The organism is Pseudomonas putida, from assembly GCA_041879295.1.
Classification (GTDB): Bacteria; Pseudomonadota; Gammaproteobacteria; order Pseudomonadales; family Pseudomonadaceae; genus Aquipseudomonas; species Aquipseudomonas putida_Y.
In genome coordinates, this window is record CP047152.1 from 5249687 (window position 1) to 5275358 (window position 25672).

General features: G+C 62.8%; 19 protein-coding genes. 7 read left to right on the plus strand and 12 right to left on the minus strand.

What is annotated here, in order from left to right; all coding sequences use genetic code 11:
- Window positions 1–1055: 1055 nt before the first annotated feature.
- Genes GST84_23975 through GST84_23985 form a run of 3 tightly spaced genes read left to right on the plus strand, consistent with a single transcriptional unit; the run spans window position 1056 to window position 4067 of the window.
- Complete coding sequence (locus GST84_23975) at window positions 1056–2231, plus strand: FAD-dependent oxidoreductase (GenBank protein ID XGB15231.1); 1176 nt, start codon at window positions 1056–1058, stop codon at window positions 2229–2231.
- Entirely contained in the window at window positions 2228–3040 is an 813-nt protein-coding gene (locus tag GST84_23980; GenBank protein XGB15232.1) for an aldo/keto reductase, read from the plus strand. Before GST84_23975 ends, GST84_23980 begins: the two co-directional genes overlap by 4 nt.
- 58 nt (window positions 3041–3098) lie before the next feature.
- Window positions 3099–4067 (plus strand): metal ABC transporter ATPase, encoded by a 969-nt coding sequence (locus GST84_23985; protein XGB15233.1) that lies wholly within the window; start codon window positions 3099–3101, stop codon window positions 4065–4067.
- An 81-nt stretch (window positions 4068–4148) separates the two neighbouring features.
- Here GST84_23985 and hldE read toward each other — a convergent pair whose 3' ends face one another.
- The 3 genes from hldE to GST84_24000 form a co-directional block, all read right to left on the minus strand.
- Window positions 4149–5570 carry a bifunctional D-glycero-beta-D-manno-heptose-7-phosphate kinase/D-glycero-beta-D-manno-heptose 1-phosphate adenylyltransferase HldE gene (gene hldE / locus GST84_23990; GenBank protein XGB15234.1) on the minus strand — a complete coding sequence of 474 codons (1422 nt, stop codon included), beginning with the start codon at window positions 5568–5570 and terminating at the stop codon, window positions 4149–4151.
- Window positions 5571–5700: 130 nt separating this feature from the next.
- Window positions 5701–7509, minus strand: coding sequence for a lipid A export permease/ATP-binding protein MsbA (gene msbA / locus GST84_23995; protein ID XGB15235.1), 1809 nt, complete (start codon window positions 7507–7509; stop codon window positions 5701–5703).
- A gap of 15 nt (window positions 7510–7524) precedes the next feature.
- Complete coding sequence (locus tag GST84_24000) at window positions 7525–8700, minus strand: polymerase (protein XGB15236.1); 1176 nt, start codon at window positions 8698–8700, stop codon at window positions 7525–7527.
- Window positions 8701–8800: 100 nt separating this feature from the next.
- Between GST84_24000 and GST84_24005 the strand changes: the two genes are divergently transcribed.
- The gene (locus tag GST84_24005) at window positions 8801–9406 is read left to right on the plus strand and encodes a toluene tolerance protein (protein XGB15237.1); all 606 of its coding nucleotides are present in this window, start codon (window positions 8801–8803) and stop codon (window positions 9404–9406) included.
- A gap of 3 nt (window positions 9407–9409) precedes the next feature.
- On the opposite strand, the gene GST84_24010 is transcribed toward GST84_24005, so the two are convergent.
- From GST84_24010 to putP, 9 genes are all read right to left on the minus strand, one after another.
- Complete coding sequence (locus tag GST84_24010) at window positions 9410–10501, minus strand: glycosyltransferase (GenBank protein ID XGB15238.1); 1092 nt, start codon at window positions 10499–10501, stop codon at window positions 9410–9412.
- A gap of 37 nt (window positions 10502–10538) precedes the next feature.
- Window positions 10539–11312, minus strand: a complete 774-nt coding sequence (locus tag GST84_24015; GenBank protein XGB15239.1) for a glycosyltransferase family 2 protein — start codon at window positions 11310–11312, stop codon at window positions 10539–10541.
- 65 nt (window positions 11313–11377) lie between these two features.
- A complete protein-coding gene (locus tag GST84_24020) occupies window positions 11378–12334 on the minus strand; it encodes a glycosyltransferase (GenBank protein XGB15240.1) in 957 nt (318 codons plus the stop codon).
- A 48-nt stretch (window positions 12335–12382) separates the two neighbouring features.
- Complete coding sequence (locus GST84_24025; protein ID XGB15241.1) at window positions 12383–13786, minus strand: PIG-L family deacetylase; 1404 nt, start codon at window positions 13784–13786, stop codon at window positions 12383–12385.
- Entirely contained in the window at window positions 13783–14679 is an 897-nt protein-coding gene (locus GST84_24030; protein ID XGB15242.1) for a GNAT family N-acetyltransferase, read from the minus strand. The genes GST84_24025 and GST84_24030 overlap by 4 nt, the downstream gene beginning before the upstream one ends.
- Complete coding sequence (locus tag GST84_24035) at window positions 14679–15809, minus strand: glycosyltransferase (protein ID XGB15243.1); 1131 nt, start codon at window positions 15807–15809, stop codon at window positions 14679–14681. Before GST84_24035 ends, GST84_24030 begins: the two co-directional genes overlap by 1 nt.
- Window positions 15793–17550 carry a carbamoyltransferase gene (locus tag GST84_24040; GenBank protein ID XGB15244.1) on the minus strand — a complete coding sequence of 586 codons (1758 nt, stop codon included), beginning with the start codon at window positions 17548–17550 and terminating at the stop codon, window positions 15793–15795. The genes GST84_24035 and GST84_24040 overlap by 17 nt, the downstream gene beginning before the upstream one ends.
- A gap of 187 nt (window positions 17551–17737) precedes the next feature.
- On the minus strand, window positions 17738–18574 hold the full coding sequence (gene rlmJ / locus GST84_24045; protein XGB15245.1) for a 23S rRNA (adenine(2030)-N(6))-methyltransferase RlmJ: 837 nt from the start codon (window positions 18572–18574) through the stop codon (window positions 17738–17740).
- 106 nt (window positions 18575–18680) lie between these two features.
- Window positions 18681–20159: a sodium/proline symporter PutP gene (putP, locus tag GST84_24050; GenBank protein XGB15246.1), complete on the minus strand. Its 1479-nt coding sequence runs from the start codon at window positions 20157–20159 to the stop codon at window positions 18681–18683.
- A 27-nt stretch (window positions 20160–20186) separates the two neighbouring features.
- On the opposite strand from putP, the gene GST84_24055 reads away from it, so the two are divergent.
- From GST84_24055 to GST84_24065, 3 genes are all read left to right on the plus strand, one after another.
- Window positions 20187–20483: a hypothetical protein gene (locus GST84_24055; protein ID XGB15247.1), complete on the plus strand. Its 297-nt coding sequence runs from the start codon at window positions 20187–20189 to the stop codon at window positions 20481–20483.
- A gap of 31 nt (window positions 20484–20514) precedes the next feature.
- Window positions 20515–24468, plus strand: a complete 3954-nt coding sequence (gene putA, locus GST84_24060; GenBank protein XGB15248.1) for a trifunctional transcriptional regulator/proline dehydrogenase/L-glutamate gamma-semialdehyde dehydrogenase — start codon at window positions 20515–20517, stop codon at window positions 24466–24468.
- Window positions 24469–25193: 725 nt separating this feature from the next.
- Window positions 25194–25427, plus strand: coding sequence for a hypothetical protein (locus GST84_24065; GenBank protein ID XGB15249.1), 234 nt, complete (start codon window positions 25194–25196; stop codon window positions 25425–25427).
- The last annotated feature ends 245 nt before the right edge of the window (window positions 25428–25672 follow it).

Here is a 25672-nt window from a genome sequence, read left to right on the forward strand (position 1 = left end):
CCTGGTGCTTGCCTTGATTTTTGGGGTGTCGGGTAGATCGAGCGCCGCCCGCGCGGCGCATCGCGAGCTGCGCTCGCTCCTACGTTTGTTTCGGGCCAGTAACGCCTGCAAGAGGCGCGCGCGGCCGCCTGGTTCGTACGGCACGATATCGAGCCATGCGCCAAAGCGTCCGCGCGCAAATTCCACAGAAATAATTGGCCCGAAACAAACGTAGGAGCGAGCGCAGCTCGCGATGCGCCGCGCGGGCGGCGCTCGGTCTCCAAGACGACGCACCTCTAACGCCATACCCTTAAAGCCATGGCGCATGGCACGCCACACCGCATGGCATGAGGTTGCGCAATGGCCGGGCATGTTTGCCGTGGATGTTATGCCGTTGCTGAAATCGAGCGCCGCCCGCGCGGCGCATCGCGAGCTGCGCTCGCTCCTACGTCTGTTTCGGGCCAGTAACGCCCGTGACAGGCGCGCGCGGCCGTTTTGTTTGTTCGGCGCAATATCGCGACATGCCCCAAAGCGCCCGCGCGCAAATCCCCCAGAAATAATTGGCCCGAAACAAACGTAGGAGCGAGCGCAGCTCGCGATGCGCCGCGCGGGCGGCGCTCGGTCTCCAAGACGACGCACCTCTAACGCCATACCCTTAAAGCCATGGCGCATGGCACGCCACACCGCATGGCATGAGGTTGCGCAATGGCCGGGCATGTTTGCCGTGGATGTTATGCCGTTGCTGAAATCGAGCGCCGCCCGCGCGGCGCATCGCGAGCTGCGCTCGCTCCTACGTCTGTTTCGGGCCAGTAACGCCCGTGACAGGCGCGCGCGGCCGTTTTGTTTGTTCGGCGCAATATCGCGACATGCCCCAAAGCGCCCGCGCGCAAATCCCCCAGAAATAATTGGCCCGAAACAAACGTAGGAGCGAGCGCAGCTCGCGATGCGCCGCGCGGGCGGCGCTCGATCTAACAAGCGCGAAAAACCTCAAGGCGAGCCTCTGTTAGCCCTCACACGATCCCCCGTGTGCCTGACCCTGTATACTTGCCAGCTGTCCCAGTCTTCGAGGTATCGCCATGCCATCTGCCATTTCCACTGACGTGCTGATCGTCGGCGCCGGGGTCGCAGGCCTTTGGCTCAATGCCCGCCTGCGCCGCCTGGGCTACTCGACAGTGCTGGTGGAGCGCGCCAGCCTTGGCGGCGAGCAGACCATCAAGTCGCAGGGCATCATCCACGGCGGCACCAAATACGCCCTGCACGGCGCCCTGACCGGCGCCTCGGAAGCCATCGCCGACATGCCGCGCCGCTGGCGCGAGGCCTTGGCCGGCAACGGCGAACTCGACCTCGGGCGTACCCGCCTGCTCTCCGATGCCCACTACCTGTGGTCGCCGGGCACCTTGGCCGGCAACCTCACAAGCTTCTTCGCCAGCAAGGCCGTGCGCGGCCGGGTCGACCAGGTCAAGGGTGACCAGTTGCCACCGGCACTGCAGGACCGCGCGTTCAAGGGCAAGGTGTATCGCCTGGCGGAACTGGTGATCGATGTCCCGAGCCTGCTGGCCAATCTGGCCGAGCTGGCCGGCGAGTCCTTGCTGGCAGGTGAACGCATCGAACCCATGCGTGAAGGTGATGCGTTGGTTGGCCTGCGCGTGGACGACCGGGAAATCCGTGCCCAGCGCATCGTATTGAGCGCCGGAGCCGGCACCGAAGGCTTGCTGCAGGCGCTGGGCCTGGATCAGCCGGCCATGCAAACCCGCCCGCTGCACATGGTCATGGCCAAGGGCCCGAACCTCAAACCTTTGTACGCCCACTGCCTCGGCGGCGGGCCCAAGCCTCGGGTGACGGTGACCACCCATCCGGCAGCCGATGGCCAGTGGGTCTGGTACCTCGGTGGGGACCTGGCCGAAGCCGATGGCGTGGCGCGCGAGCCTGCAGCGCAGATTGCTGCAGCGCAGAAGGAAATCGCCAGCCTGCTGCCATGGGTCGACCAGAGCCTGGTGCGCTGGGCCACACTGCGCGTCGACCGCGCTGAGCCGGCACAATCCGGCCTAGTACGCCCGGACAACGCCTTCCTTGCCGACCAGCAGCGCCTGCTGGTCGGCTGGCCGACCAAGCTGGCACTGGCACCGGACTTCAGCGACCGGGTGATCAGCCACCTGGAGCGCGACGGCATTCGTCCACAAGCACAGGCCGACCTGACCGACCTGCCACGCCCTCCGCTGGGCGTACCGGCCTGGGAGCAACTGCTGCCATGAGCCTGCCAACCCTGCACAAATTCCATCGCCCGCTGGGCAGCACCGGCCTCAAGGTCTCGCCACTGGGCCTCGGCACGGTCAAGCTGGGTCGCGATCAGGGCGTGAAGTACCCCACGGGCTTCACTATCCCCGGCGATGAAGACGCCCGCCTGTTACTGGCTCAGGCCCGCGAGCTTGGCATCAACCTGATCGACACCGCCCCGGCCTATGGCCACAGCGAAGAACGCCTGGGCCCGCTGCTGCGCGGCCAACGTGATGAATGGGTAATCGTCAGCAAGGTCGGTGAAGAGTTCGAGGAAGGCCTGTCGCATTTCGATTTCAGCGCCGCCCACACTCGCCGCTCGGTGGAGCGCAGCCTGCGCCGGCTCGAAACCGACCGCATCGAACTGGTGCTGGTGCATTCCGATGGCAACGACCTGGCCATTCTAGAACAGCAGGAGGTCTACCAGACCTTGGCCGAACTCAAGCAGGAGGGCAAGATCCTCGGTTTCGGGCTGTCCGGCAAGACCGTCGCCGGCGGTCTGAAAGCGCTGGAGCAAGGCGACTGCGCCATGGTCACCTACAACCTCAACGAACAGGCAGAACGCCCGGTGCTGGACTACGCTGCCGAACACGGCAAGGCCATCCTGGTAAAGAAGGCCTTGGCGAGCGGGCACATCTGCCTGGCCCCGGGTGTCGACCCGGTGCAGGCCAGCTTCGAGCTGCTGTTCGCCCACCCGGGCGTCAGCAGTGCTATTGTCGGCACCATCAACCCGTTGCACCTGGCCCACAATGTGGCCACCGTCGCCCGCATCCTGGGCCAGCATTGAGTTACCTCAGGCCTACGACTCAGGGCCTGGAGACTGACCCGACGCAAGGAGGAGCCTCGTGGCGCGAACGTTGATCCGCAAGAACCCGAGCAACTTCAAGACACTGCCACTGCATGTCGAGGCCACGCCCGAAGGCTTGATCTACCAAAGCATCGGCATGCCGCTGAACTTTGCCCAGACCCAGCAACGGCGCAAGGCCATCCAGTTACCCGACGCGCAACATTTCGTGGTCGAACTGGCCAACCTGGGCGTGTCAGTGCGCCTCACGCTGCATTGGCAGAACCGCGATTACTGGGTACTGGTGCGTCAGCGCCGACAAGACCGTGGCGATGTGGTGCTGAAACTGATTTCCGGTTATGTGCCGGCGCAGGAGCTGAACCTGCCGCTGCACACCGCTGTACAGGAAGTGGCCGAGGAGTGCCTGCTGGAAACCCCGGAAGGTTGGCTGGGCGGGCGCTTCAACGACACCTGGCTGCCCGTACCCTACGCCGCCGCCCTGCACTACCGCGAAACACCCCACTTCGTGCTGGCGCCCCAGTCCGGTGCCGCACGCCCGGTGCATTGCGGCAAACTGATGCTACTGGAGCGCCCACGGGCCTATGTGCACCTGCCCACCGCTTCGCTACAGCTGATCTATGACATGCGCCTGCAAGTGCCCCGGGACGCCAAGAAACTCAGCTTGTTCCACGTTGACGAACGGCTGGAGGGCGACCAGTTGGTGGCGCGGCTCAACCGCAAACGGCCCGACCTGTACCTGATGCCATTGAAGGACGGCCAGCCACTGGCAGAGCTGTATACGCTGAAAAAGGATGAACTGGTGCCAGCGAGTACGCGTGGGTTGTACCTGGCAGAGAGTTTTGCCCGGCAGGAAGGCTGGGTGGTGGCAGATGAACGGATACGCTGGAAGGATTGGGTGAAGCAGCAGGGTTTGGTGGAACGCACGCCTGAACGGGCGTCGCACTTGCAACGGTTTGGCGACAAGGCACGAGCGCTGCTGGAGCGGGCGCGAACTTCGCTGCACAAGTGACATCCCGGGAGCTTTCACCTTCTTGCAGGCGCGGGTAAACCCGCCCCTGCAGAGGGCCGCCACAGCGACCCCAAGGCCAGATCAGTTCTTGCGAATTTTCTCGACAATCGCCGTGGTCGAGCTGTTCTCGACCAGCCCCAGCACCTTCACGGTGCCGCCATAGCCCTTGACGATATCAGCGCCCACCACCTGGTCGATGCCATAGTCGCCACCCTTCACCAGCACATCCGGCTTGACCTGGCTCAGCAGGTTTTCCGGGGTGCCTTCCGGGAAACTGATCACCCAGTCCACTGCGCCCAGACCGGCCAGTACGGCCATACGCCGGTCAACACTGTTGATCGGCCGGCCCGGCCCCTTCAGGCGGCTTACCGAGGCATCGTCATTTACCGCAACGATCAGGCGATCACCCTGAGCCCGCGCCTGCTCCAGGTAGGTGACATGCCCGGCATGCAGGATGTCGAAGCAGCCATTGGTAAAGACAATCTTCTCGTTGTGCGCCCGCGCGTCATCGATGGCCAGCAGCAATTGCTCCAGGCCCAGCACGCCGCGCTCGGAGCCTTCCTCACGCTGGATGGCCCGGCGCAGTTCAGGGGCGCTGATGGCAGCCGTACCCAGCTTGCCGACCACGATGCCCGCCGCCAGATTGGCCAGGGCCACCGCATGGGGCAGGTCCTCACCTGCGGCAATGGCCGCGGCAAGGGTGGAGATGACGGTATCGCCGGCACCGGTCACATCGAACACTTCGCGTGCCCGTGCTGGCAGGTGCAACGCCGGCTGACCAACGCGCAGCAGGGTCATGCCATGCTCACCGCGGGTGACCAGCAAGGCACCCAGGTCCAGGTCCTGCAGCAGCTGCAAGCCCTTGGCGACCAGTTCGGCTTCATCGACGCAACGGCCGACAATGGTCTCGAATTCGCTGAGGTTCGGGGTAATCAGGCTGGCGCCACGGTAGATGGAAAAGTCCTTGCCCTTGGGGTCGGCCAGCACCGGAATACGCTTGGCGCGCGCCGCCTGGATCAGGTCTTGGTGATTCTTCAATGCACCTTTGCCGTAGTCGGACAGCACCAGCACCTTGACGCCTTCGAGCAGGCCATCGACCTCCGCGCCCAGCGACAGCGGGTCGGTGGCGAACGGCTCTTCGAAATCGATACGCAGCAGCTGCTGGTGACGGCTCATGACCCGCAGCTTGACGATAGTCGGCTGATGCGCGATGCGCTGGAATACCGAACGGACACCGGCAGCCTGCAGACTGTTGGCCAGGCTGTCGGCAGCTTCATCTTGGCCGGTAACACCGATCAGCGAAGCCGGCGCGCCCAGCGCAGCAATGTTCAAGGCAACGTTGGCCGCACCGCCGGGGCGATCCTCGATCTGATCGACCTTGACCACCGGGACTGGCGCTTCGGGCGAAATACGCGAAGTACCGCCATGCCAGTAGCGGTCGAGCATGACATCGCCGACCACCAGTACCGGGGCTTGATCGAAACGCGGCATGGACAACTTCATGGGCAACCCATATGGAAATAATGAACAGGGGCAGGATATTAGCACAGGGTAGGCAATGGCTTTATGGCCAGATCATCCCTGGAAAATTCCCGTGACAATCGGGGCCATGACGGCCCCGATCAAGGAGGGTTCAGGTGATATCGGCCTTGGCCGGCTCATCCAGCCCCATGGCATGCAGGCGGGCATAATGGCCATTAGCCGCAAGCAGCTCGGCGTGAGTACCGCGCTCGACCAGGCGGCCCTGGTCCATGACCAGGATCTGGTCGGCCTTCTCGATGGTCGACAGGCGATGAGCAATCACCAGCGTGGTACGGCCCTGCATCACGTGGTCCAGAGCGGCCTGGATATGCCGCTCGGACTCGGTATCCAACGCCGAAGTGGCTTCGTCGAGGATCAGCAACGGCGCGTTTTTAAGCAGCGCACGGGCAATAGCCAAGCGCTGGCGCTGGCCACCAGAAAGCAGTACACCGTTCTCACCCACTTCAGTATCGAAGCCCTTTGGCAGCCGGTCGACGAATTCCTTGGCATAGGCATCGGCCGCGGCGGCCTCAATGTCTGCGCGCGGCGCGCCAGCCAGATCACCATAGGCGATGTTGTTGGCCACGGTGTCGTTGAACAGGGTGACATGCTGGGTGACTTGCGAAACATGGCGGCGCAGGTTGCGCAGGCGATAGTTCTCGATCTCCACACCATCGAGCAGGATCTGCCCCTTGTCGTGGTGATAGAAACGCGGGATCAGGGCCGCCAGGGTAGACTTGCCACTGCCGGAGCGGCCGACCAGGGCGATCATCTGCCCGGGCTCGGCTACAAAACTGATGTCGCTCAGCACTTCACGCTCGGTACCCGGGTAAGTGAAGCTCAGGTTACGCACTTCCAGGCGCCCTTCCACGCGTTCCTTCTCGACAGTACCGGTGTCCACTTCGGGTGCTTCGTCCAGTTGCTCGAAGATGCTCTCGGCACCTGCCAGGCCCTTCTGGATGGTCGAGCTGACTTCCGACAACTGGCGAATAGGCTTGGGCAGCAGGCCGGCAGCGGTGATATAGGCCACCAGGTCACCGGCAGTAGAATCCCCGCGCAGGAACAGTACCAGGAACATCAGCGCAGCCATGGCGCTGTAGATCACCAGCTGAAGCATCGGTGTGTACAGCGCGCCGGTCTTGGTCATGCGCAGTTGCTTGTCGGTGTTGCTCTGGCTGGCCTGGTCGAATCGCCGCTCCTCATAGGCCTCGCCACCGAAGCTACGGACCACGCGGTACCCCTGGATGGTTTCCGAGGCAACGTGGGTGACGTCGCCCATGGCTACCTGGATCTTCTTGCTCTGCTTGCGGAATTTCTTGCTGGCGATGCTGACCATAACCGCGATCACCGGCAAGATGGCGACCATCACCAAGGTCAGGTGCCAGTTCATCCAGAGCAGATAGGCAAACAGGAACACCACGGTCAGGCCTTCGCGGATCACCACCTTGATGGCGTCGGTAGCAGCGCCGGTGACCATGGTCACATTGAAGGTAATGCGCGAAATCAGGTGCCCGGAGTTGTGGTTGTCGAAGTAGCGGTTGGGCAACACCAGCAGCTTGTTGAACAAAGCCACTCGCAGGTCATGCACCAGGCTCAGAGAGACCTTCGCCAGGAAGTAGTTGCCGAGGAACGAGCCAAGGCCCTGCCACGCAGCGATCAGGATGATCAGCAGCGGCACCGCCTGCAGCAATTGCAGGTCACGCAGGTAGGGTACGTTGGGGAACAATACCGCTTCGGGGTTGCTCAGCCCATCGACGAAGTACTTGAGAATGCCGGCCAGCATTGGCTGGGTCGAGGCAAAGATCACGAAACCGACAATGCTCAGCAGGAAAATGCCGACATAGGGTTTCACATAGCTCAACAGCCGGAAGTAGATCTTCAGGCTGGAGGTGTGCTCCGCTGGTCGCGGTGTTTCGGCCATTATCGAGCTCGCTGTTCAGGTTGAACCGGCAATTTTACCACAGGCGTCATTTTCGGCACGCCCCCATGGCAGCAACATGGCAAGGCCCACCGGCAGCCAGCTGATGAACCATTCGGCACGTGGCGTACCGGTGAGGCTGGCGGCATCGAACTGCATGGCCAGGGTCGAGTATACCCAGAACCCCAGCAGGACCTTGCCGAACAGGGTGCCGCGGGCGCGCACGATTTCGCCCAGCGTAAGCAGCCATACCATTACCCACAGCAACATGCCGGGCAAGCCCATTTCAACGGCAACATGGGTGAACATGTTGTGGGAGTGATCGAAGTGTTTGCCGACGGCGCTCACTTCGTAGTGAGCCCCCAGGCCAAGACCAGTCCAAGGGTGCGCGGCAATCATCTCGACCACGGCATGGAAAATTTCCGGCCGATAGGATGAACCCCGGTGGGCGATAAGGTCGTACACGGCCAAAAAGGCCAGGCCGGTGGCAAGCAATGCCAGAACAGAAAACACCCGGCTGTGGCGGTCACGGAACCACAGCGGCGCCATTACCACGGTAATCACCAGTGCCAGAATCGCGCCACGGCTCTGGCTGAAAATGGCGAAGGCACCCAGGCAAGCCAGTGCCGCCAGCCACAACAACTGCAAGCCACAGTGCCGAGGTGGCTCGTAGAGCATCAAGAGCAAGGCCGAACCAATGACATAAGCCCCCAGGATGGGGTGGGATATCTCGCCAATACCCGCCAGCCTGACCAGCAAAGGCTTATGCTGCACCCCATAGAACTTGAGGATGGAGACCAACGCAGCGAGGGCCAGCAACGCGCTGCCAAGCAGCAATAGCTGACGAATGCGGGCCTGGCCAAGCTGGGCCAACAACGGAAACGCCAGCAGGAACACCAGGATGTAGAGCAAGCGCTTGAGCTCGCGCCCGGGCTCCTCGGCGGGCGACCAGGCCAGGCTCAGACCGCTCCAGGCCAGCAGCAGCAGCACACCCCCCCACAGCGCCGGTTGCCGCCCCCAGGCTTGCACCAGCACACCTCGGGCCGACCAGGCCAATACCAGCGTTGGCAGCCACAAGAACAACACCAGACCTTGCTGATAAACCTTGTTGCTGGGTGCCAGGGCAATCGCCGCCAGGAACCAGACCAGACCCAATCCTAACCAGGCTCGTGCCCAGTTTTTTTGATACAACATCCTTTCCCCCGATGAATCAAAAACACCATCCATGGTGCTACAACATTATTTTCGGCATTATTGCCGGTCATTTTGCTCGCCAGACGACAAGGCCCTATTCATGCAATGCTCCCGGCTCACCCAGGTCGACTTCGATCAGCTGACACTTGGCGCACAGGTGCTTGAGGCAGACAGCCATGGCGCCAAAGTCTACCTGCTCACAGATGGAAATTTCCTCAAGGTTTTTCGCAGGAAGCGGCTGATTTCATCTGCACTGCTACGCCCTTACTCGCAGCGCTTCGTCGATAACGCCGCGCGCCTGACGCAACTGGGCATCCCCACCCTCGAAGTGATCAGCCAGCACAAACTCGACCTGCCGGGCCGCACTGCGGTGCTGTATCGCCCGCTACCTGGGCGGACACTGCTGCAGATGTCGCGCGACGACGGATTCAGCTGGGACATTTACCTGCCACGCCTGATCGAACTGATCCGCCAGTTGCACCGCAGCGGCGTTTACTTCCGTTCGCTGCACCTGGGCAATGTGGTGGTCACCCCCGACCAGCGTCTGGGCTTGATCGACGTGGCCGACATGCGTTTTCTACGCCCGCCGCTGTCGGCTCGCATGATTCGACGCAATGTGCAGCACATGGTGCGCTATATCGAGCGGGAGAACCTGGGCGACCGGTTCCCCCTTGCCGCCTTCGAGGCAGCCTTGCTGACACGCTGAGCGTCAACTGCGCAACAGGCTCTGCGAGCCGCTGCAGAACGCCTGCCAGGCCTGCTCCGGCGCCAGTGCCTGGCGCTGCTTCGCGGCGATCGTCGATGCACTGAGCACCGCACAGCGCTCGATCGCCTCAGCCCAGGCGCTTTCGTCGGCAACCGGCAGGTAGCCACCCGTATCGTGCAACTGCTCGCGGAACACCTGCAGGTCGCTGCACACCACCGGTACATCGGCCATCACCGCTTCTTGCACCACCAGCCCCAGGCCTTCGGAACGCGAAGGCACCAATAGCCAGTCGAATGCCCGGTACAGCTGCTGCAGGTCTTCGCGGTGACCGCGCAGATGAACGCGCTCAGCCAGGCCCAGCGCGTTGATACGCTGCTGCAACATGGCATGCTGCGGCCCCTCGCCAATGATCGCCAGTTGCAGGTCCGGCTGCCGCGCACTGGCCCTGGCGAATGCTTCGATCAGCATCTCGAAACCTTTACTCTCTACCAACCGCCCTACCGCACCCAGCATCACTCCGGCGCCGTGGGGCAACCGCAGCTCCTGCCTGGCCTGATCACGGCTCAGCAAAGGCTCGACGAATGCACGCGGGTCAAGCGCCATGCGCAGTGTCTGCACCGGCCTACCCAGATCACACTCCAGCGACTCGGCCAACGTCCGTGATACCGCCGCAATACTCAGCCGCTCGGACGGAAACATCTGCAACAAGCGGATATCGCTGGCATTCAGACGCGTCGTGCCATGGAACAGTACCTTGGCACGTACGTGGGGAATACGCTGCAACAACGGCAGCACCAACCGAGCGACGCCAATACCATCGAGCAGCACGATTTCTGCCCCGGCCTCGGCCAGTGCCTTGCGCAACCGCATGCGCAGCCATGGGCGCAGCAAGCGCCACAAGTGCCGCCCTTTGAGCGCACGTGAGGGCATATGCCATTCGCGGGTCGAACCGAGCCCACAGCAGAGCCCGCTCCCCAGCAGCAGCCAATTACTGATCCGGGCGTCGGCACCCGCGTTCGACAAGACCTGCCGATGCACCCTGTGAATCGACATGTAGGGCGTTCCACCCGCCCACATCATATTGACGATGTTCATGGGTCCTCTCCCGCTCAAGTCAGGTGGGACAGTGACTTCATTGAACAAAAAAGGTGATTCCCATGCCGATCAAGGCCCCCGCAACCAGCGCCAACGCCAGCTTCATCCGATCACGCTGACGACGCTTGGCCTTACGCTCCACTTCAATGGGCAAGGTCACGTGATTGCCGAATCCAGTGTGCAATACTGCATCACCCTCCAAGGTGACCGCCGTCAGATTTAACTCAGCGTAGCGACGGGAAAGCGCCTTTTCTCCAGCATAGGCGGCAAACGGCGCACAGCGCTGGTAATCGCTCAATCGGCGCAGCCCAGGGTTGAGCGAGAACGCCTGCCACTCGGCCTTGTCGGACAGCAGCGGATAACACGGCACCCCGGCGATCACCTGACGATCGCCCAAGTGGATGTACGGGCTGTGGATGGCCAGATCGTGGGCATGGCTGCGCAACCACACCTGCAGCAGGTGGGGACTGACATCCAGGATGGCCCGCGAGTCTTCGACAAAGCCTTGGCGGTAGAATTGCCAGTCGTCTTCGCAGTGAAAAATGTAAGGCGTCTTCACGTGGCTGTAGGCCAGGTCGATAGACGGCAACTGACCAAGTTTGGGCCGGTTGACGAACACCTTGCAGTGCGGCTTCCAGTGCTCCGGCACAGCGGCATGCACAGCATCGTCGCCAGAGTCTTCGGTGATGAATACCTCGCGAATGGGCGCGGTGTTGTAGCGATCGAAACTCTCAAGGGTGTCTTTGAGCAGATCGAACCGCCCACAACTGGTCACGACGAGCGTGACGTCACTCTCATTTGAAAAGCGCACCGGATTCCCTCCGCATTACGACTATCGGCCTTCAACGACCCGCTCCTGGGCGCGAAAGCTCTTGTTTAGATGCCCAGCTTCAGGCGCAGCCGCTGCCATGCAGACAATGGCGGGTGGGGCCTGAGCGCCGGGCGCATGTGGTCGACGATGCTACGTCCAACTGCGCCGAAACTAAAACGGGAAACCGCAAGTTGGCGGCCATTTTCTGCAATCTGCCGTGCCAGCTCGGGGTTCTCGCGCAAGTGACGAAGCTTTTCCTGAAGGGTCGGGATGTTGTCATAGAACACCACGTTGTGCATGTCTTGCAGGCCCAGCGCACAGTTCTCTTCCTCGCCCTGGTCGTACGCCAGCAACACACATCCACAGGCCATGGCTTCGAAGTTCTTGATCATGTATTCGCCCATGCCGACATCGGCACTGACGAAGAAACGAATACGGTTGAGCGTGTTGCAGTAGTCCTCGCCCGACTTGGTACGGGTTACCAGCAGGTTCTCGACCTGCCCCAACTCGTCCAGCAGTGCCTTGCGGCCGCTATAGGCCACGCTGTTGACGCTGCCGACAAAGGCCAGCTCGATGTCACGCTCGCGCCCTTGGTCGGCCAGCAACTGCTCGTCATAGCCCTTGGGCACGAACACCGCGTCAAAACCTTCCTGGCGCAGGCGCTCGCTGACCATATAGCCGGAGCTGATCACCCGCGCCCATGGCAACTGGCGGTAATGAGCGCTGAACTTGCCGGTGTACTTGCACGGGATGTAGTTCTGGTAGGCGTCGTGCTCGAGAATCACCAGGTTCGGCACCGTGCGGATAAAGGCCACCTGACGGATCTCCTGCTTGAAACGCAGGAAGAACACGATGCGGTCATAGCGCTCGACTTGCACCTCTCGCTTGAAGTAGCGGCGCAGGTTGCGCTGATCCTGGCTGGTCAGCCAGCGCAGGTCGCACTCGCAGTTGGCCGCGACGCCATCGTACAGGCGGTCAAGAATGGCCCGCTGTTCCTTCTGTACCAGAAATAGGACTTTCATTGCTTTCCTTGGGCGCTCTGCGCCTTCGCGGTCAACCATGGGGCGTGCTTACAGCTCACGCCGCCAGAACAGTTCGTGTCGGCGCACGGCCTTGCGGAAGAATTCGTTCTCCCCGTAAGGCGATGGCTGTCGCCCGGCAAGCCAGCGTTGCAGCACGCGGCGCAGGCGGCGCTTGAACGGTGCCGGGGGCTGCAGGTCGTGCATCATGCCCAGGGCCATGGCCTTGTCGCGCTGGGTCGCGCAATCCAGCACCAGGCTGCAGGGTGCCCAGGCCTGGGCGGCGCTCAATTGCGGCGGCAAGGCCACGCCATCGCCACTGTTGCCCATCGGCCAGCGGTCGTTATCGTGCAGGTGGTTGGCGTAGCACAGCAAGGTTTGTGGCTGCCAGGCCATACCGTGCAAGGCTTCCAGCACCGCCACCTGAGCGCAGATATGGTCCGGGTGGGGGTCTAGCTGCGGGTGCGGCATCACCAGCACCTCTGGCCTGGCCAGTTCCAGCAAGGCTCGCAGGTCGGCCAGCAGGTTGTGCCAGGTGGGTGCGCCATCACGGTCGCCCGGTAACGGGAACGGGTTTAACTGGCGGAACACGCGGATATCAGCCAGGTCTGCCTCACGTGAGGCGGCCGGCTGATCGGGTGCGGCCTGCATGGCAGGCAGCTGCAGGCAGAAGTAACCCAGCTGTATGCAACGCGACTCCGGCACACCGGCCCAACGCGGCACGGCGATGCTGTCCCAGGCACGCAGGCGACCTTTCAGGCGCGCGGCCTCGGCCTTTGCCAGGCCCATCTGCTGATAGTGCTCGGCCTCTATCTCACCGGCGGTCAGGGTCACCACCCAGCTTTCGTCGGCCTGGCTGTACAAACCATACGCGGCCAACTCGGCGTCGTCGGCATGTGGCGCGATCACCATCACCCGGCGACGCTGCAGCTCGATCGAAGGGGTTATCCACAGGCGCAACTGACCCTGCAACTTGCAATGCCGGCCGCGCAGGCGCAACGTGCCGGCCTGCAATGGCGCAGCAAGCCCCGTCAGGTTGAGGAAACGCACGCCATCGACGCCACGCTCGAAGGCTTGCCGATCGGCCTGCTCGCCAGCCAGTAACTCAACCCGAGGGTCGAGAAAGCGCCCCAACCAGCTGCTTTTTAGCCGCAGTTCAAGCACCAGGGTTTCGTCGCCTTGCAGCATGCACTCAGCCTTGAGCCAGCCATCGTGCAGGCTGGCAGGAACCTGCTGCACCTGATCGCCGAAGTCGTAGGCATAGTCCTCACCCGGCGCATAGAACAGGTGGTCGGCAAACCAGGCCTCATGGGCAGCCCAGAGCAGCGGCAACAACAGCAGCGGCAGCCACCACCAGCTGAAAACACCGAGGGCGACCAGCGCAACCAGGCCCGCCAGCAGCCCCAGGCGTTTGTTGCGCCGGTGGCGCTTGAGCAACTGCTGCTTGCGGCTCACGCTTGATACACCGGCACAGGGTTGCACCAGCGGTCCTTGTACTCACGGTCAGCACGGCCGAACGAGAACCGCAGCGGCTTGTTGCGCGTCCGGGCATCTTCCCAGGCGGCCTGGGTATTGAGGAAGCTCAGCACGCTGCCTGGGCTGAAGGCCTTGGTTTCAGGGTCGACGCCGCCATTGATGTACTCGACGCTGATCCACTCCGGCGCTTCGACGCGGTACACCAACTGGATGGCAATCGGCTTACCGTCCAGCAGCAACACCGAGCCGATCAGCAGCTCACGCAGGCGCTCCAGCACATCGGCCATACGCTCGGCACCGGTGGCAGGGAAGCCCCAGCGGCGCAGGAACAGGTCGCAGTACATGCTGGCGATTTCCTGAGCACTGAAGTCGCTGATCGGACGTACCACACCACCCGCCTCTTCCAGCAGGCGAAGTTCACGGCGCTGGTTGTAGCGGAACTTCTTCGACAGGTCTTCAGGCGCCCGGGCCATGGCCAACTGCTCCTTCTGCGCCTTGAGGCCGTTGAAGCGGCCCAGGTTCAGTTCGGACAGGTAACGCACGGTATGGCGCAACGGCGCAGCGGCATCAGGCGCCGCCGGCAGGATGATCTCGGCGTTGCCGAGGTCGAACAGGGCTTTCTTGCCAGCACGCTTCAGCACGTCCTTGGACAGCGCCAGGTGACGCCCCCAGACCGGGATCGCGGCTTTCAGCTCGCCAGCCTGATGCCAGCCCAGGTAACGCACCGGGATTTGTGCCAGGTCCGCCAGTTGCTCGACCACCAGCGGATGGGTGGCGACACTGCCGCCAAAGCGCGCCCACGCCTGGCCATAAGCCTTGGCATCGATAGCTTGCCAACCGCGTTCGCGGAAGGCCTGGATACGATTGAGCATCAGGCCTGCCCCACCAACGCGCGCACCTGCGGGAGTTGCCAGAAGGCCTCGCGCACCGCCTGATCAGAGAAACGCTCACGCAGGCGCTGCAGCATGTGCCTGGCGCAGACCTGGCGCTGTTCAGCATCCAGTACGGCCATGTGCTTCAGGCCCTGGGCCAGCTGCGCGGCGTCGCCCAGCGGGAACAGAACGCCAACGCCCTCGACCACTTCGCGGGCACCACCACAGGCCGTGGCCAGCACCGGTACACCGGCAACCATCGCTTCAAGCAGAACCATGCCGAACGGCTCGTGATCCGAACTCAAAGCGAACACGTCGAACGCCTGAAAGTAACGGCGCGCATCCGGCACCTGGCCAAGAAAGTCGACTTGCCCGGCAATACCAAGCTCGGCGGCCAACGCCATGAGCTTGGCCTCCAGACGCCCCTTGCCGAGGATTGCCAGGCGGGCGCCAGCCGGCAGCCCCGGCAGTGCCTGGGCAAAACCGCGCAACAGGGTGGCCTGATCCTTGTCCGGGTGCAGGCGCCCAACATTGCCGACGATCCACGCCTGAGCATCCAGGCCCAAGGCCTGGCGTGCGTCAGCGCGCGGCACCAGGGCTGATTGCAGGGCGTCGATGTCGATGCGGTTGTACAGGGTCTGAATGCGCTCGGCCGGCCACTGAGGCAAGCAACGGCGCATATCGTCACGTACCGCGTCCGAAACACCCAGCAGGCTCAGACGTTTGCTGAACAGGTTCGCGAACAGGCGGCGGCCTTTGCGCTGGTAGTCGCCAAAGGCATGGTGCACACCAATCACTGGCAGGCCGGTGCCCAGCAGGGCAACGTAGATCGGCTTGAAGCGATGGGCGATGCAGAAAGCGAAATTGCGTTCGGCCGCAATGCGCCGCAATGCGCGGATGGCGCCGAGTTTCAGACCACGCACGTCCTTGGAACTGAACTCAAGGAACAGCACCTCCTCCGACGCACAGCCAGCCGCTACCTGCGCGTCGGCGGCGCCGGTGAGGAACACCGTAGTCACCTGGTACCCACGCCCCTGAAACAGGCTGGCGTACTGACGGGCACAGTCCAGGAACGGCCCGTCATAGCCATGGCAGAACTGCAGGATGCGCGGTTCAGAGCGGCTGGTCATACGGGGCCGCGCCGTCCTTCACAACCAGGATGTCTTCCATGATCAGGTACTGCAGGTCCGAGCCGAAGAACATGTTCAACGCATCGGTCGGCGAGCAGATCATCGGTTCACCACGACGGTTCAGCGAGGTGTTCAGCGACACGCCGTTGCCAGTCAGGTCTTCCAGCGCCTTCATCATGTCGTAGTAGCGCGGGTTGTACTCGCGCTTGAGCACCTGGGCACGCGAAGTGCCGTCCTCATGCACCACTTCCGGCACGCGGGTCTTCCACTCTTCAGCGACTTCGAAGGTGAAGGTCATGAACGGCGCGGGATGGTCGACCTTGATCATCTGCGGGGCGACAGTGTCGAGCATCGACGGGCAGAAAGGTCTCCAGCGTTCGCGGAACTTGATCTGGTGGTTGATGCGGTCAGCCACGCCTTCCACGCTCGGGCAGCCGATGATCGATCGGCCACCGAGGGCACGCGGCCCGAACTCCATGCGGCCCTGGAACCAGGCTACCGGGTTGCCGTCGACCATGATCTGGGCGATCTGCTGCGGCATGTTCTCGAGTTTGCGCCACTTTGGCTGGTTCGGGTGACGGGCGCAGGCAGCGATCACGTCTTCGTTGGAGTACGACGGGCCGAGGTAGACGTGCTCCATCTTCTCGACCGGAACGCCACGGGCGTGCGAAACATAGGCTGCGGCGCCAACGGCAGTCCCGGCGTCGCCGGAGGCTGGCTGGACGAACAACTCTTTCACGTCCGGACGGGCGATGATTTTCTGGTTGAGCTTGACGTTCAGCGCACAGCCGCCAGCGAAGGCCAGCTTGCCGGTTTCACGCAGGGTGTCGCCCAGGTAATGGTCGATCATCTGCAGCGCCAGTTTCTCGAACAGCGCCTGCATGCTAGCGGCGTAATGGATGTACGGCTCGTCGGCGATGTCGCCTTCGCGCTTGGGGCCCAGCCATTCGATCAGCTTCGGCGAGAAGTAGAAGCCTTTGCCCTTCTCTTTATAGCGGCGCAGGCCGATAACGTTGGCGTACTCGGTGTTGATGACCAGCTCGCCGTTCTCGAAACTGGCCAGACGCGAGAAGTCATACTTGCTTGCGTCGCCATACGGCGCCATGCCCATGACCTTGAACTCGCCATCGAGCATTTCGAAGCCCAGGAACTCGGTGATGGCACCGTACAGGCCACCCAGCGAGTCAGGGTCGAAGAATTCCTTGATCTTGTGGATCTTGCCGTTTTCACCGTAGCCAAAGAAGGTAGTGGCGTACTCGCCCTTGCCGTCGATGCCCAGGATTGCGGTTTTTTCCTTGAAGCCCGAGCAGTGATAAGCACTGGAAGCGTGGGCCAGGTGATGCTCGACGGGCTCGATCTTGACCTTTTTCGGGTCAAAGCCCAGTTGCTCCAGGCACCAGACGATCTTCTTGCGATAACGCTTGTAGCGACGGTTGCCCATCAGGATGGCATCGAGTGCACGATCCGGGGCGTACCAATAGCGCTTGGCATAGTGCCACCGCGCCTTGCCGAACAGGCTGATCGGGGCGAACGGGATGGCTACCACGTCGACGTCGGACGGCTTGATGCCTGCCTGTTCCAGGCAGAACTTCGCCGACTCGTAGGGCATGCGGTTCTTCGCATGCTTGTCACGCACGAAGCGCTCTTCTTCGGCGGCGGCAATCAGCTTGCCGTCAATGTACAGGGCCGCGGAAGGGTCATGGCTAAGGGCGCCGGACAGGCCAAGAATCGTCAATGCCAAGGGATTAGCCTCTTCATTCGGTAGAAATGCGCCAGCGGCCTCTTGGGCGGATGGCGGCTAAAGGGCGGGATTATAACGCAAACATTGGAGGCACACCGCCCCCTTGTGGGAGCGGGTTCACCCGCGAAGCCGTCACGCGGTGGATGGCACCGGCGTTGCCGGTGTTCGCGGGCAAACCCGCTCAGGTTTACTCGGCGATCAGCCAGTCCATGCGGTAACTACCGGCGGTTTGTGCCAGCTCTTTGGCCAGCCATGGCAGCAGCTCCTTAAGCTCATCCTCCAACCCCCACGGCGGGTTGGCGATGGCCAGGCCAGAGCCGTTCAGCCCCTGAGGGCTGTCCTGGTGATGCACATACAGCTCAACCCGCAACAGTTTCGGCGCACCAGTGCTGGTCAGGTCCTGGTAATAGCGGGTCAGCGAACGCTGGTCCTTGATCGGGTACCAGATGGCCACAACCGTCTGGCGCATGCGGCCAATCGCCTCTTTCATGGCAGTGGTGCAGCGCTTGAGCTCATCGGCCTGCTCGAACGGCGGGTCGATCAGCATGATCGCGCGCTTTTCCTGCACCGGCAGCAAGGCCCGCGGCACATGCCAGCCTTCACCCAGATGCACGGTCACGCGCGGGTCTTTTTTCATGTTTTCTTTGAGGAGCGGCCCGTCTTCGGGGTGTTTCTCGTTGAGCAGGGCGCGGTCCTGCTGGCGCATCAGACGACGTGCCAGTTCCGGCGAACCTGGGTAGTAGCGCAGCTCGCCATCGGCATTCAGGCGCTTGATGATGCGCAGGTAGTCGTCGGCCATGGCCGGCAGGTCATCGCGATTCCACAGGCGGGCTACGCCTTCCAGGTACTCGCCGGTGCGGCTTGCCTGGTCACCCTGCAGGTCGTACAGGCCGAGCCCTGCGTGGGTATCGATATAGGCGAAAGGCTGCTCCTTGCGCGACATCAGGGCGATGAGGCGGGTCAGCACGATGTGTTTGAGGACGTCGGCGTGGTTGCCGGCGTGGAAGGCGTGACGATAGTTCATGGCAACTCCTGCGAAGGCGGCAAGTTTACCTTGCCTTGCAGGCGGAGTCAGGCCTGGCTGCTGATTGGCGGCACCCGCAAAGCAGGCGCCGCCAATTCAACGGGTGTTACTTGTCGGCGTGATACGCCGCGTCAGCCGCTTCGAAGCGTTTGACCATCGCCTGCGAAGGGCTACCCAGCTTGCTCACCAGAACAATGGCGATGCTGGCGAACAGGAAGCCCGGGATGATTTCGTACAACCCGAGGGTGTCGAAGTTCTTCCACAGGATCACCGTCAGCGCACCCACCACGATACCGGCCAGCGCGCCGTTACGGGTCATGCCTTTCCACAGCACCGAAATCAGCACCACCGGACCGAAGGCAGCACCAAAGCCGGCCCAGGCATAGGCCACCAGGCCCAGCACGCGGTTTTCCGGATTGGCAGCCATGGTGATGGCAATCAGGGCCACGGCCAGCACCATCAGACGGCCGACCCACACCAGCTCGATCTGCGAAGCATTCTTGCGCAGGAAGGCTTTGTAGAAGTCTTCGGTCAAGGCACTGGAGCACACCAGCAGCTGGCAGCTCAGGGTACTCATGACCGCGGCCAGGATGGCCGACAGCAGGACACCTGCGATCCATGGGTTGAACAGAATCTTGGCCAGTTCGATGAACACACGTTCGTGGTTCTCGCTTACCGGGCCTGCCAGTTCAGGATGGGCCGAGAAGTAGGCGATACCGAAGAAGCCTACGGCGCAGGTACCCGCCAGGCACAGGATCATCCAGGTCATGGAAATGCGGCGCGCCTTGGCGATCGACTTCACCGAATCAGCGGCCATGAAGCGCGCCAGAATATGCGGCTGGCCGAAGTAACCCAGGCCCCAGCCCATCAGCGAGATGATACCGATGAAGGTGGCACCTTTGAGCATGTCGAAGTTCGCAGGGTTCACCGCCTCGATAGCGGCGAAGGTCTGGTCGAAGCCACCGGTGGCGATCAGCACGAACACCGGGGTGAGGATGAGCGCGAAGATCATCAGCGTGGCCTGCACGGTGTCGGTCCAGCTCACGGCCAGGAAACCACCGATGAATGTGTAAGCGATGGTCGCCGCTGCACCAGCCCACAGCGCGGTTTCATACGACATGCCGAAGGTGCTCTCGAACAGACGGGCACCGGCAACGATGCCGGAAGCGCAGTAGATGGTGAAGAAGACCAGGATGACGATGGCGGAGATGATACGCAGCAGGCCGCTATTGTCTTCGAAACGGCTGGAGAAATAGTCCGGCAGGGTCAGCGCGTCACCGTTGTGCTCGGTCTGCACGCGCAGCCGGCCAGCCACGAACAGCCAGTTCAGGTAGGCACCAACCGTCAGGCCGATGGCGATCCAGACCTCGGACAGGCCCGCGAAGTAGATGGCACCGGGCAGGCCCATCAGCAGCCAGCCACTCATGTCGGAGGCACCGGCAGACAGCGCGGTAACCACGCTACCCAGGCTGCGACCGCCCAGAATGTAATCGGAAAGGTTTTTGGTGGCGCGATAGGCGGCGAAGCCGATCAGCACCATTGCTGCGATGTAGATCACGAAGGTGATCGTTAGTGGATTGCCCATGCGTGTGCCCTGGCGTTTGTTTTTATCATGCACAACCGCAGCGATGGCGGTTGCACCCAGGCGGCGAATGCTATGCAACAACGCAAAGAAGGTGCAACCATTTTTCTTTTGCAAGTTGCACCTGCCAGTGCATTTTCCGACAAAGCCCATTTTTTGCTCCTTTCGGGAGTAAAAAACCGGTTTTTCAGAATAAATCACACCAAAAACGCCCCTTTTCAGGGGGCGGGAATGGCTATCGGACGAGTTGCACCTTCTACACAAAAAATTCAGGTTGCACCTAGTTGCACCCGAATTATCCTACAGCTACTCTTGATGCCAGCTTAGGCCACAACCGTGGCAATAACGAGGATAAGAAATGGCGACTACCACCCTTGGGGTCAAACTCGACGACCCGACCCGTGAGCGACTCAAAGCAGCTGCGCAGTCCATTGACCGCACACCTCACTGGTTGATCAAGCAAGCGATCTTCAATTACCTGGAGAAGCTCGAGGGTGGCGCAACCCTGACCGAACTCAACGGTCATGCCAGCAACCCGGCCGACGATGCCGGTGAAATCCAGGCCGACCACAGCCACCAGTGCTTCCTCGAATTTGCCGAGAGCATCTTGCCGCAGTCGGTACTGCGCTCGGCAATCACCGCTGCCTACCGCCGCCCCGAGCAGGAAGTGGTGCCAATGCTGCTGGAGCAGGCGCGCCTGAGCGCGCCGCTGGCCGAAGCCACCAACAAGCTGGCCGCAAGCATTGCTGAAAAACTGCGCAATCAGAAAAGCGCCGGCGGCCGTGCCGGTGTCGTCCAGGGCCTGCTGCAGGAGTTCTCGCTGTCGTCTCAGGAAGGCGTGGCGCTGATGTGCCTGGCCGAAGCCCTGCTGCGTATCCCCGACAAAGGCACCCGCGATGCGCTGATCCGCGACAAGATCAGTACCGGCAACTGGCAGCCACACCTGGGCAACAGCCCGTCGCTGTTCGTCAACGCCGCCACCTGGGGGCTGCTGCTGACCGGCAAGCTGGTCAGCACCCACAACGAAACCGGCCTCACCTCCTCGCTCACTCGCATTATCGGCAAGAGCGGCGAGCCGATGATCCGCAAGGGCGTCGACATGGCCATGCGCCTGATGGGTGAGCAGTTCGTCACCGGCGAGACCATTGCCGAAGCACTGGCCAACGCCAGCCGCTTCGAGTCCAAAGGCTTCCGCTACTCCTACGACATGCTCGGCGAAGCAGCACTGACCGAGCACGACGCGCAGAAATACCTGGCGTCCTACGAGCAGGCCATCCACTCGATCGGCAAGGCCTCGCATGGCCGCGGCATCTACGAAGGCCCAGGCATCTCGATCAAGCTGTCGGCACTGCACCCGCGCTACAGCCGTGCCCAGTACGAGCGCGTGATGGAAGAGCTGTACCCGCGCCTGCTGTCGCTGACGCTGCTGGCCAAGCAGTACGACATCGGCCTGAACATCGACGCCGAAGAAGCCGACCGCCTGGAGCTTTCGCTCGATCTGCTCGAGCGCCTGTGCTTCGAGCCATCCCTGGCTGGCTGGAACGGCATCGGTTTCGTTATCCAGGCCTACCAGAAGCGCTGCCCGTACGTGATCGACTACGTCATCGATCTGGCCAAGCGCAGCCGCCACCGCCTGATGATCCGCCTGGTAAAAGGCGCCTACTGGGACAGCGAGATCAAGCGTGCTCAGGTCGAAGGCCTGGAAGGCTACCCGGTCTATACCCGCAAGGTGTACACCGACGTGTCCTACGTGGCCTGCGCCCGCAAGCTGCTGGCCGTGCCAGAAGCCATCTACCCGCAGTTCGCCACCCACAACGCCCACACCCTGTCGGCCATCTACCACATTGCCGGGCAGAACTATTACCCGGGCCAGTACGAGTTCCAGTGCCTGCACGGCATGGGCGAACCGCTGTACGAGCAAGTGGTTGGCAAGATTGCCGATGGCAAGCTGAACCGCCCGTGCCGCGTGTACGCGCCGGTCGGCACCCATGAAACGCTGCTGGCCTACCTGGTGCGCCGCCTGCTGGAAAACGGCGCCAACACCTCGTTCGTCAACCGCATCGCCGACCACTCGATTTCCATCCAGGAACTGGTCGCCGACCCGGTGGCCAGCATCGAGCGCATGGGTACCCAGGAAGGCAGTATCGGTCTGCCGCACCCGCGTATCCCGCTGCCACGCGATCTGTATGGCACTGAACGGGCCAACTCGGCCGGCATCGACATGGCCAACGAACACCGTCTGGCATCGCTGTCCTGCGCCATGCTGGCCACCGCTCACAACGACTGGAAGGCTGCCCCGCTGCTGGCCTGCGCCGCCAGCGAGAGCGCTGCGGCACCGGTACTGAACCCGGCGGACCACCGCGACGTGGTTGGCCACGTGCAAGAAGCCACCGTTGCCGACGTGGACCACGCCATCCAGTGCGCACTGAACGCCGCGCCGATCTGGCAGGCCACCCCGCCAGCCGAGCGTGCTGCCATTCTGGAACGCACCGCCGACCTGATGGAGGCCGAAATCCAGCCGCTGATGGGCCTGCTCATCCGCGAGGCCGGCAAGACCTTTGCCAACGCCATCGCCGAAGTGCGTGAAGCCGTGGACTTCCTGCGCTACTACGCGGTGCAGGCACGTAACGACTTCAGCAACGACGCCCACCGCCCGCTGGGCCCGGTGGTGTGCATCAGCCCCTGGAACTTCCCGCTGGCGATCTTCACCGGGCAGGTGGCCGCAGCCCTGGCTGCCGGCAACCCGGTACTGGCCAAGCCTGCCGAGCAAACCCCGCTGATCGCCGCCCAGGCCGTGCGCCTGATGTTGGAAGCTGGCATCCCCGAAGGCGTGCTGCAACTGCTGCCAGGCCGCGGTGAAACCGTCGGTGCCGGCCTGGTAGGAGACGAACGCGTCAAAGGCGTGATGTTCACCGGTTCCACCGAAGTGGCCCGCCTGCTCCAGCGCAACGTCGCTGGCCGCCTGGACAACCAGGGCCGCCCGATCCCGCTGATCGCCGAAACCGGCGGCCAGAACGCGATGATCGTCGACTCCTCGGCACTGACCGAACAGGTCGTGATCGACGTGGTGTCCTCGGCCTTCGACAGTGCCGGCCAGCGTTGCTCGGCCCTGCGTGTGCTGTGCCTGCAGGAAGACTCCGCCGACCGCGTAATCGAAATGCTCAAGGGCGCCATGGCTGAAAGCCGCCTGGGCTGCCCGGACCGCCTGGCTGTGGACATCGGCCCGGTGATCGACGCCGAAGCCAAGGCCGGCATCGAGAAGCACATTCAGGGCATGCGCGAGAAAGGCCGCTCGGTCTACCAAGTGGCCATTGCCGATGCTGCCGAGATCAAGCGTGGCACCTTCGTCATGCCGACCCTGATCGAACTGGAAAGCTTCGACGAACTGAAGCGTGAAATCTTCGGTCCCGTACTGCACGTGGTGCGCTACAACCGCCGCAACCTGGACCAATTGATCGAGCAGATCAACAACTCCGGCTACGGCCTGACCCTGGGCGTGCACACCCGCATCGACGAGACCATTGCCAAAGTGGTGGAAACCGCCAATGCCGGCAACATGTACGTCAACCGCAACATTGTGGGTGCCGTGGTGGGCGTGCAGCCGTTCGGTGGTGAAGGCCTGTCTGGCACCGGCCCGAAAGCCGGCGGCCCGCTGTACCTGTACCGCCTGCTGTCGACCCGTCCGGCCGACGCCATTGGCCACCACTTCCAGCAGCAGGACGGCGAAGGCAAGCCGGACCGCACCCTGCACGAACAGCTGGTCAAGCCACTGCACGGCCTGAAGGCTTGGGCCGAGAGCAACCAGCTGGCCGACCTGGTCGCGCTGTGCAGCCAGTTCGCCAGCCAGTCGCAGAGCGGCATCGCCCGCCTGCTGCCCGGCCCGACCGGCGAGCGCAACAGCTACACCATCTTGCCGCGTGAGCACGTGCTGTGCCTGGCCGACAACGAAACCGACCTGCTGGCGCAGCTGGCCGCAGTACTGGCCGTTGGCAGCTCGGCGGTATGGGTTGACGGTGAACCGGGCAAAGCCCTGCGCGCCCGCCTGCCGCGTGAGCTGCAGGCCAAGGTGAAGCTGGTCGCGGACTGGAACAAGGATGAAGTGGCGTTCGACGCCGTGATCCACCATGGCGACTCGGACCAGTTGCGCGGCGTATGCCAGCAGGTGGCCAAACGTGCCGGGGCGATCGTTGGGGTGCACGGGCTGTCCAGCGGTGATCACCAGATTGCGCTGGAGCGTTTGGTGATCGAGCGGGCGGTGAGCGTGAACACTGCGGCGGCGGGTGGTAACGCCAGCCTGATGACCATTGGCTGAAGCTGAGGGTTGCTGAAAAAGGGGAGCTTCGGCTCTCCTTTTTTATGGGCGTTTGTCTTGAGATTGGGTTTGGCTGCCAGGGGCTCGCCACAACACTTTCTGCGCCTGCAAGACCGAGCGCCGCCCGCGCGGCGCATCGCGAGCTGCGCTCGCTCCTACGTCTGTTTCGGGCCAGTAACGCCCGTGACAGGCGCGCGCGACCGTTTTGTTTGTTCGGCGCAATATCGCGACATGCCCCAAAGCGCCCGCGCGCAAATCCCCCAGAAATAATTGGCCCGAAACAAACGTAGGAGCGAGCGCAGCTCGCGATGCGCCGCGCGGGCGGCGCTCGGTCTCCAAGACGACGCACCTCTGCCGCCATACCCTCAAAGCCACACCGCATGGCACGCCACGCCGCACGGCATGAGGTTGCGCAATGGCCGGGCATGTTTGCCGTGGATGTTATGCCGTTGCTGAAATCGAGCGCCGCCCGCGCGGCGCATCGCGAGCTGTGCTCGCTCCTACGTTTGTTTCGGGCCAGTAACGCCCGTGACAGACGCGCGCGACCGTTTTGTTTGTTCGGCGCAATATCGCGACATGCCCCAAAGCGCCCGCGCGCAAATCCCCCAGAAATAACTGGCCCGAAACAAACGTAGGAGCGAGCGCAGCTCGCGATGCGCCGCGCGGGCGGCGCTCGGTCTCCCAGACGACGCACCTCTGCCGCCATACCCTCAAAGCCACACCGCATGGCACGCCACGCCGCATGGCATGAGGTTGCGCGATGGCCGGGCATGTTTGCCGTGGATGTTATGCCGTTGCTGAAATCGAGCGCCGCCCGCGCGGCGCATCGCGAGCTGCGCTCGCTCCTACGTCTATTTCGGGCCAGTACGCCCGTGACAGGCGCGCGCGACCGTTTTGTTTGTTCGGCGCAATATCGCGACATGCCCCAAAGCGCCCGCGCGCAAATCCCCCAGAAATAACTGGCCCGAAACAAACGTAGGAGCGAGCGCAGCTCGCGATGCGCCGCGCGGGCGGCGCTCGGTCTCCCAGACGACGCACCTCTAACGCCATGCCCTTAAAGCCATGGCGCATGGCACGCCACACCGCATGGCATGAGGTTGCGCAATGGCCGGGCATGTTTGCCGTGGATGTTATGCCGTTGCTGAAATCGAGCGCCGCCCGCGCGGCGCATCGCGAGCTGCGCTCGCTCCTACGTCTGTTTCGG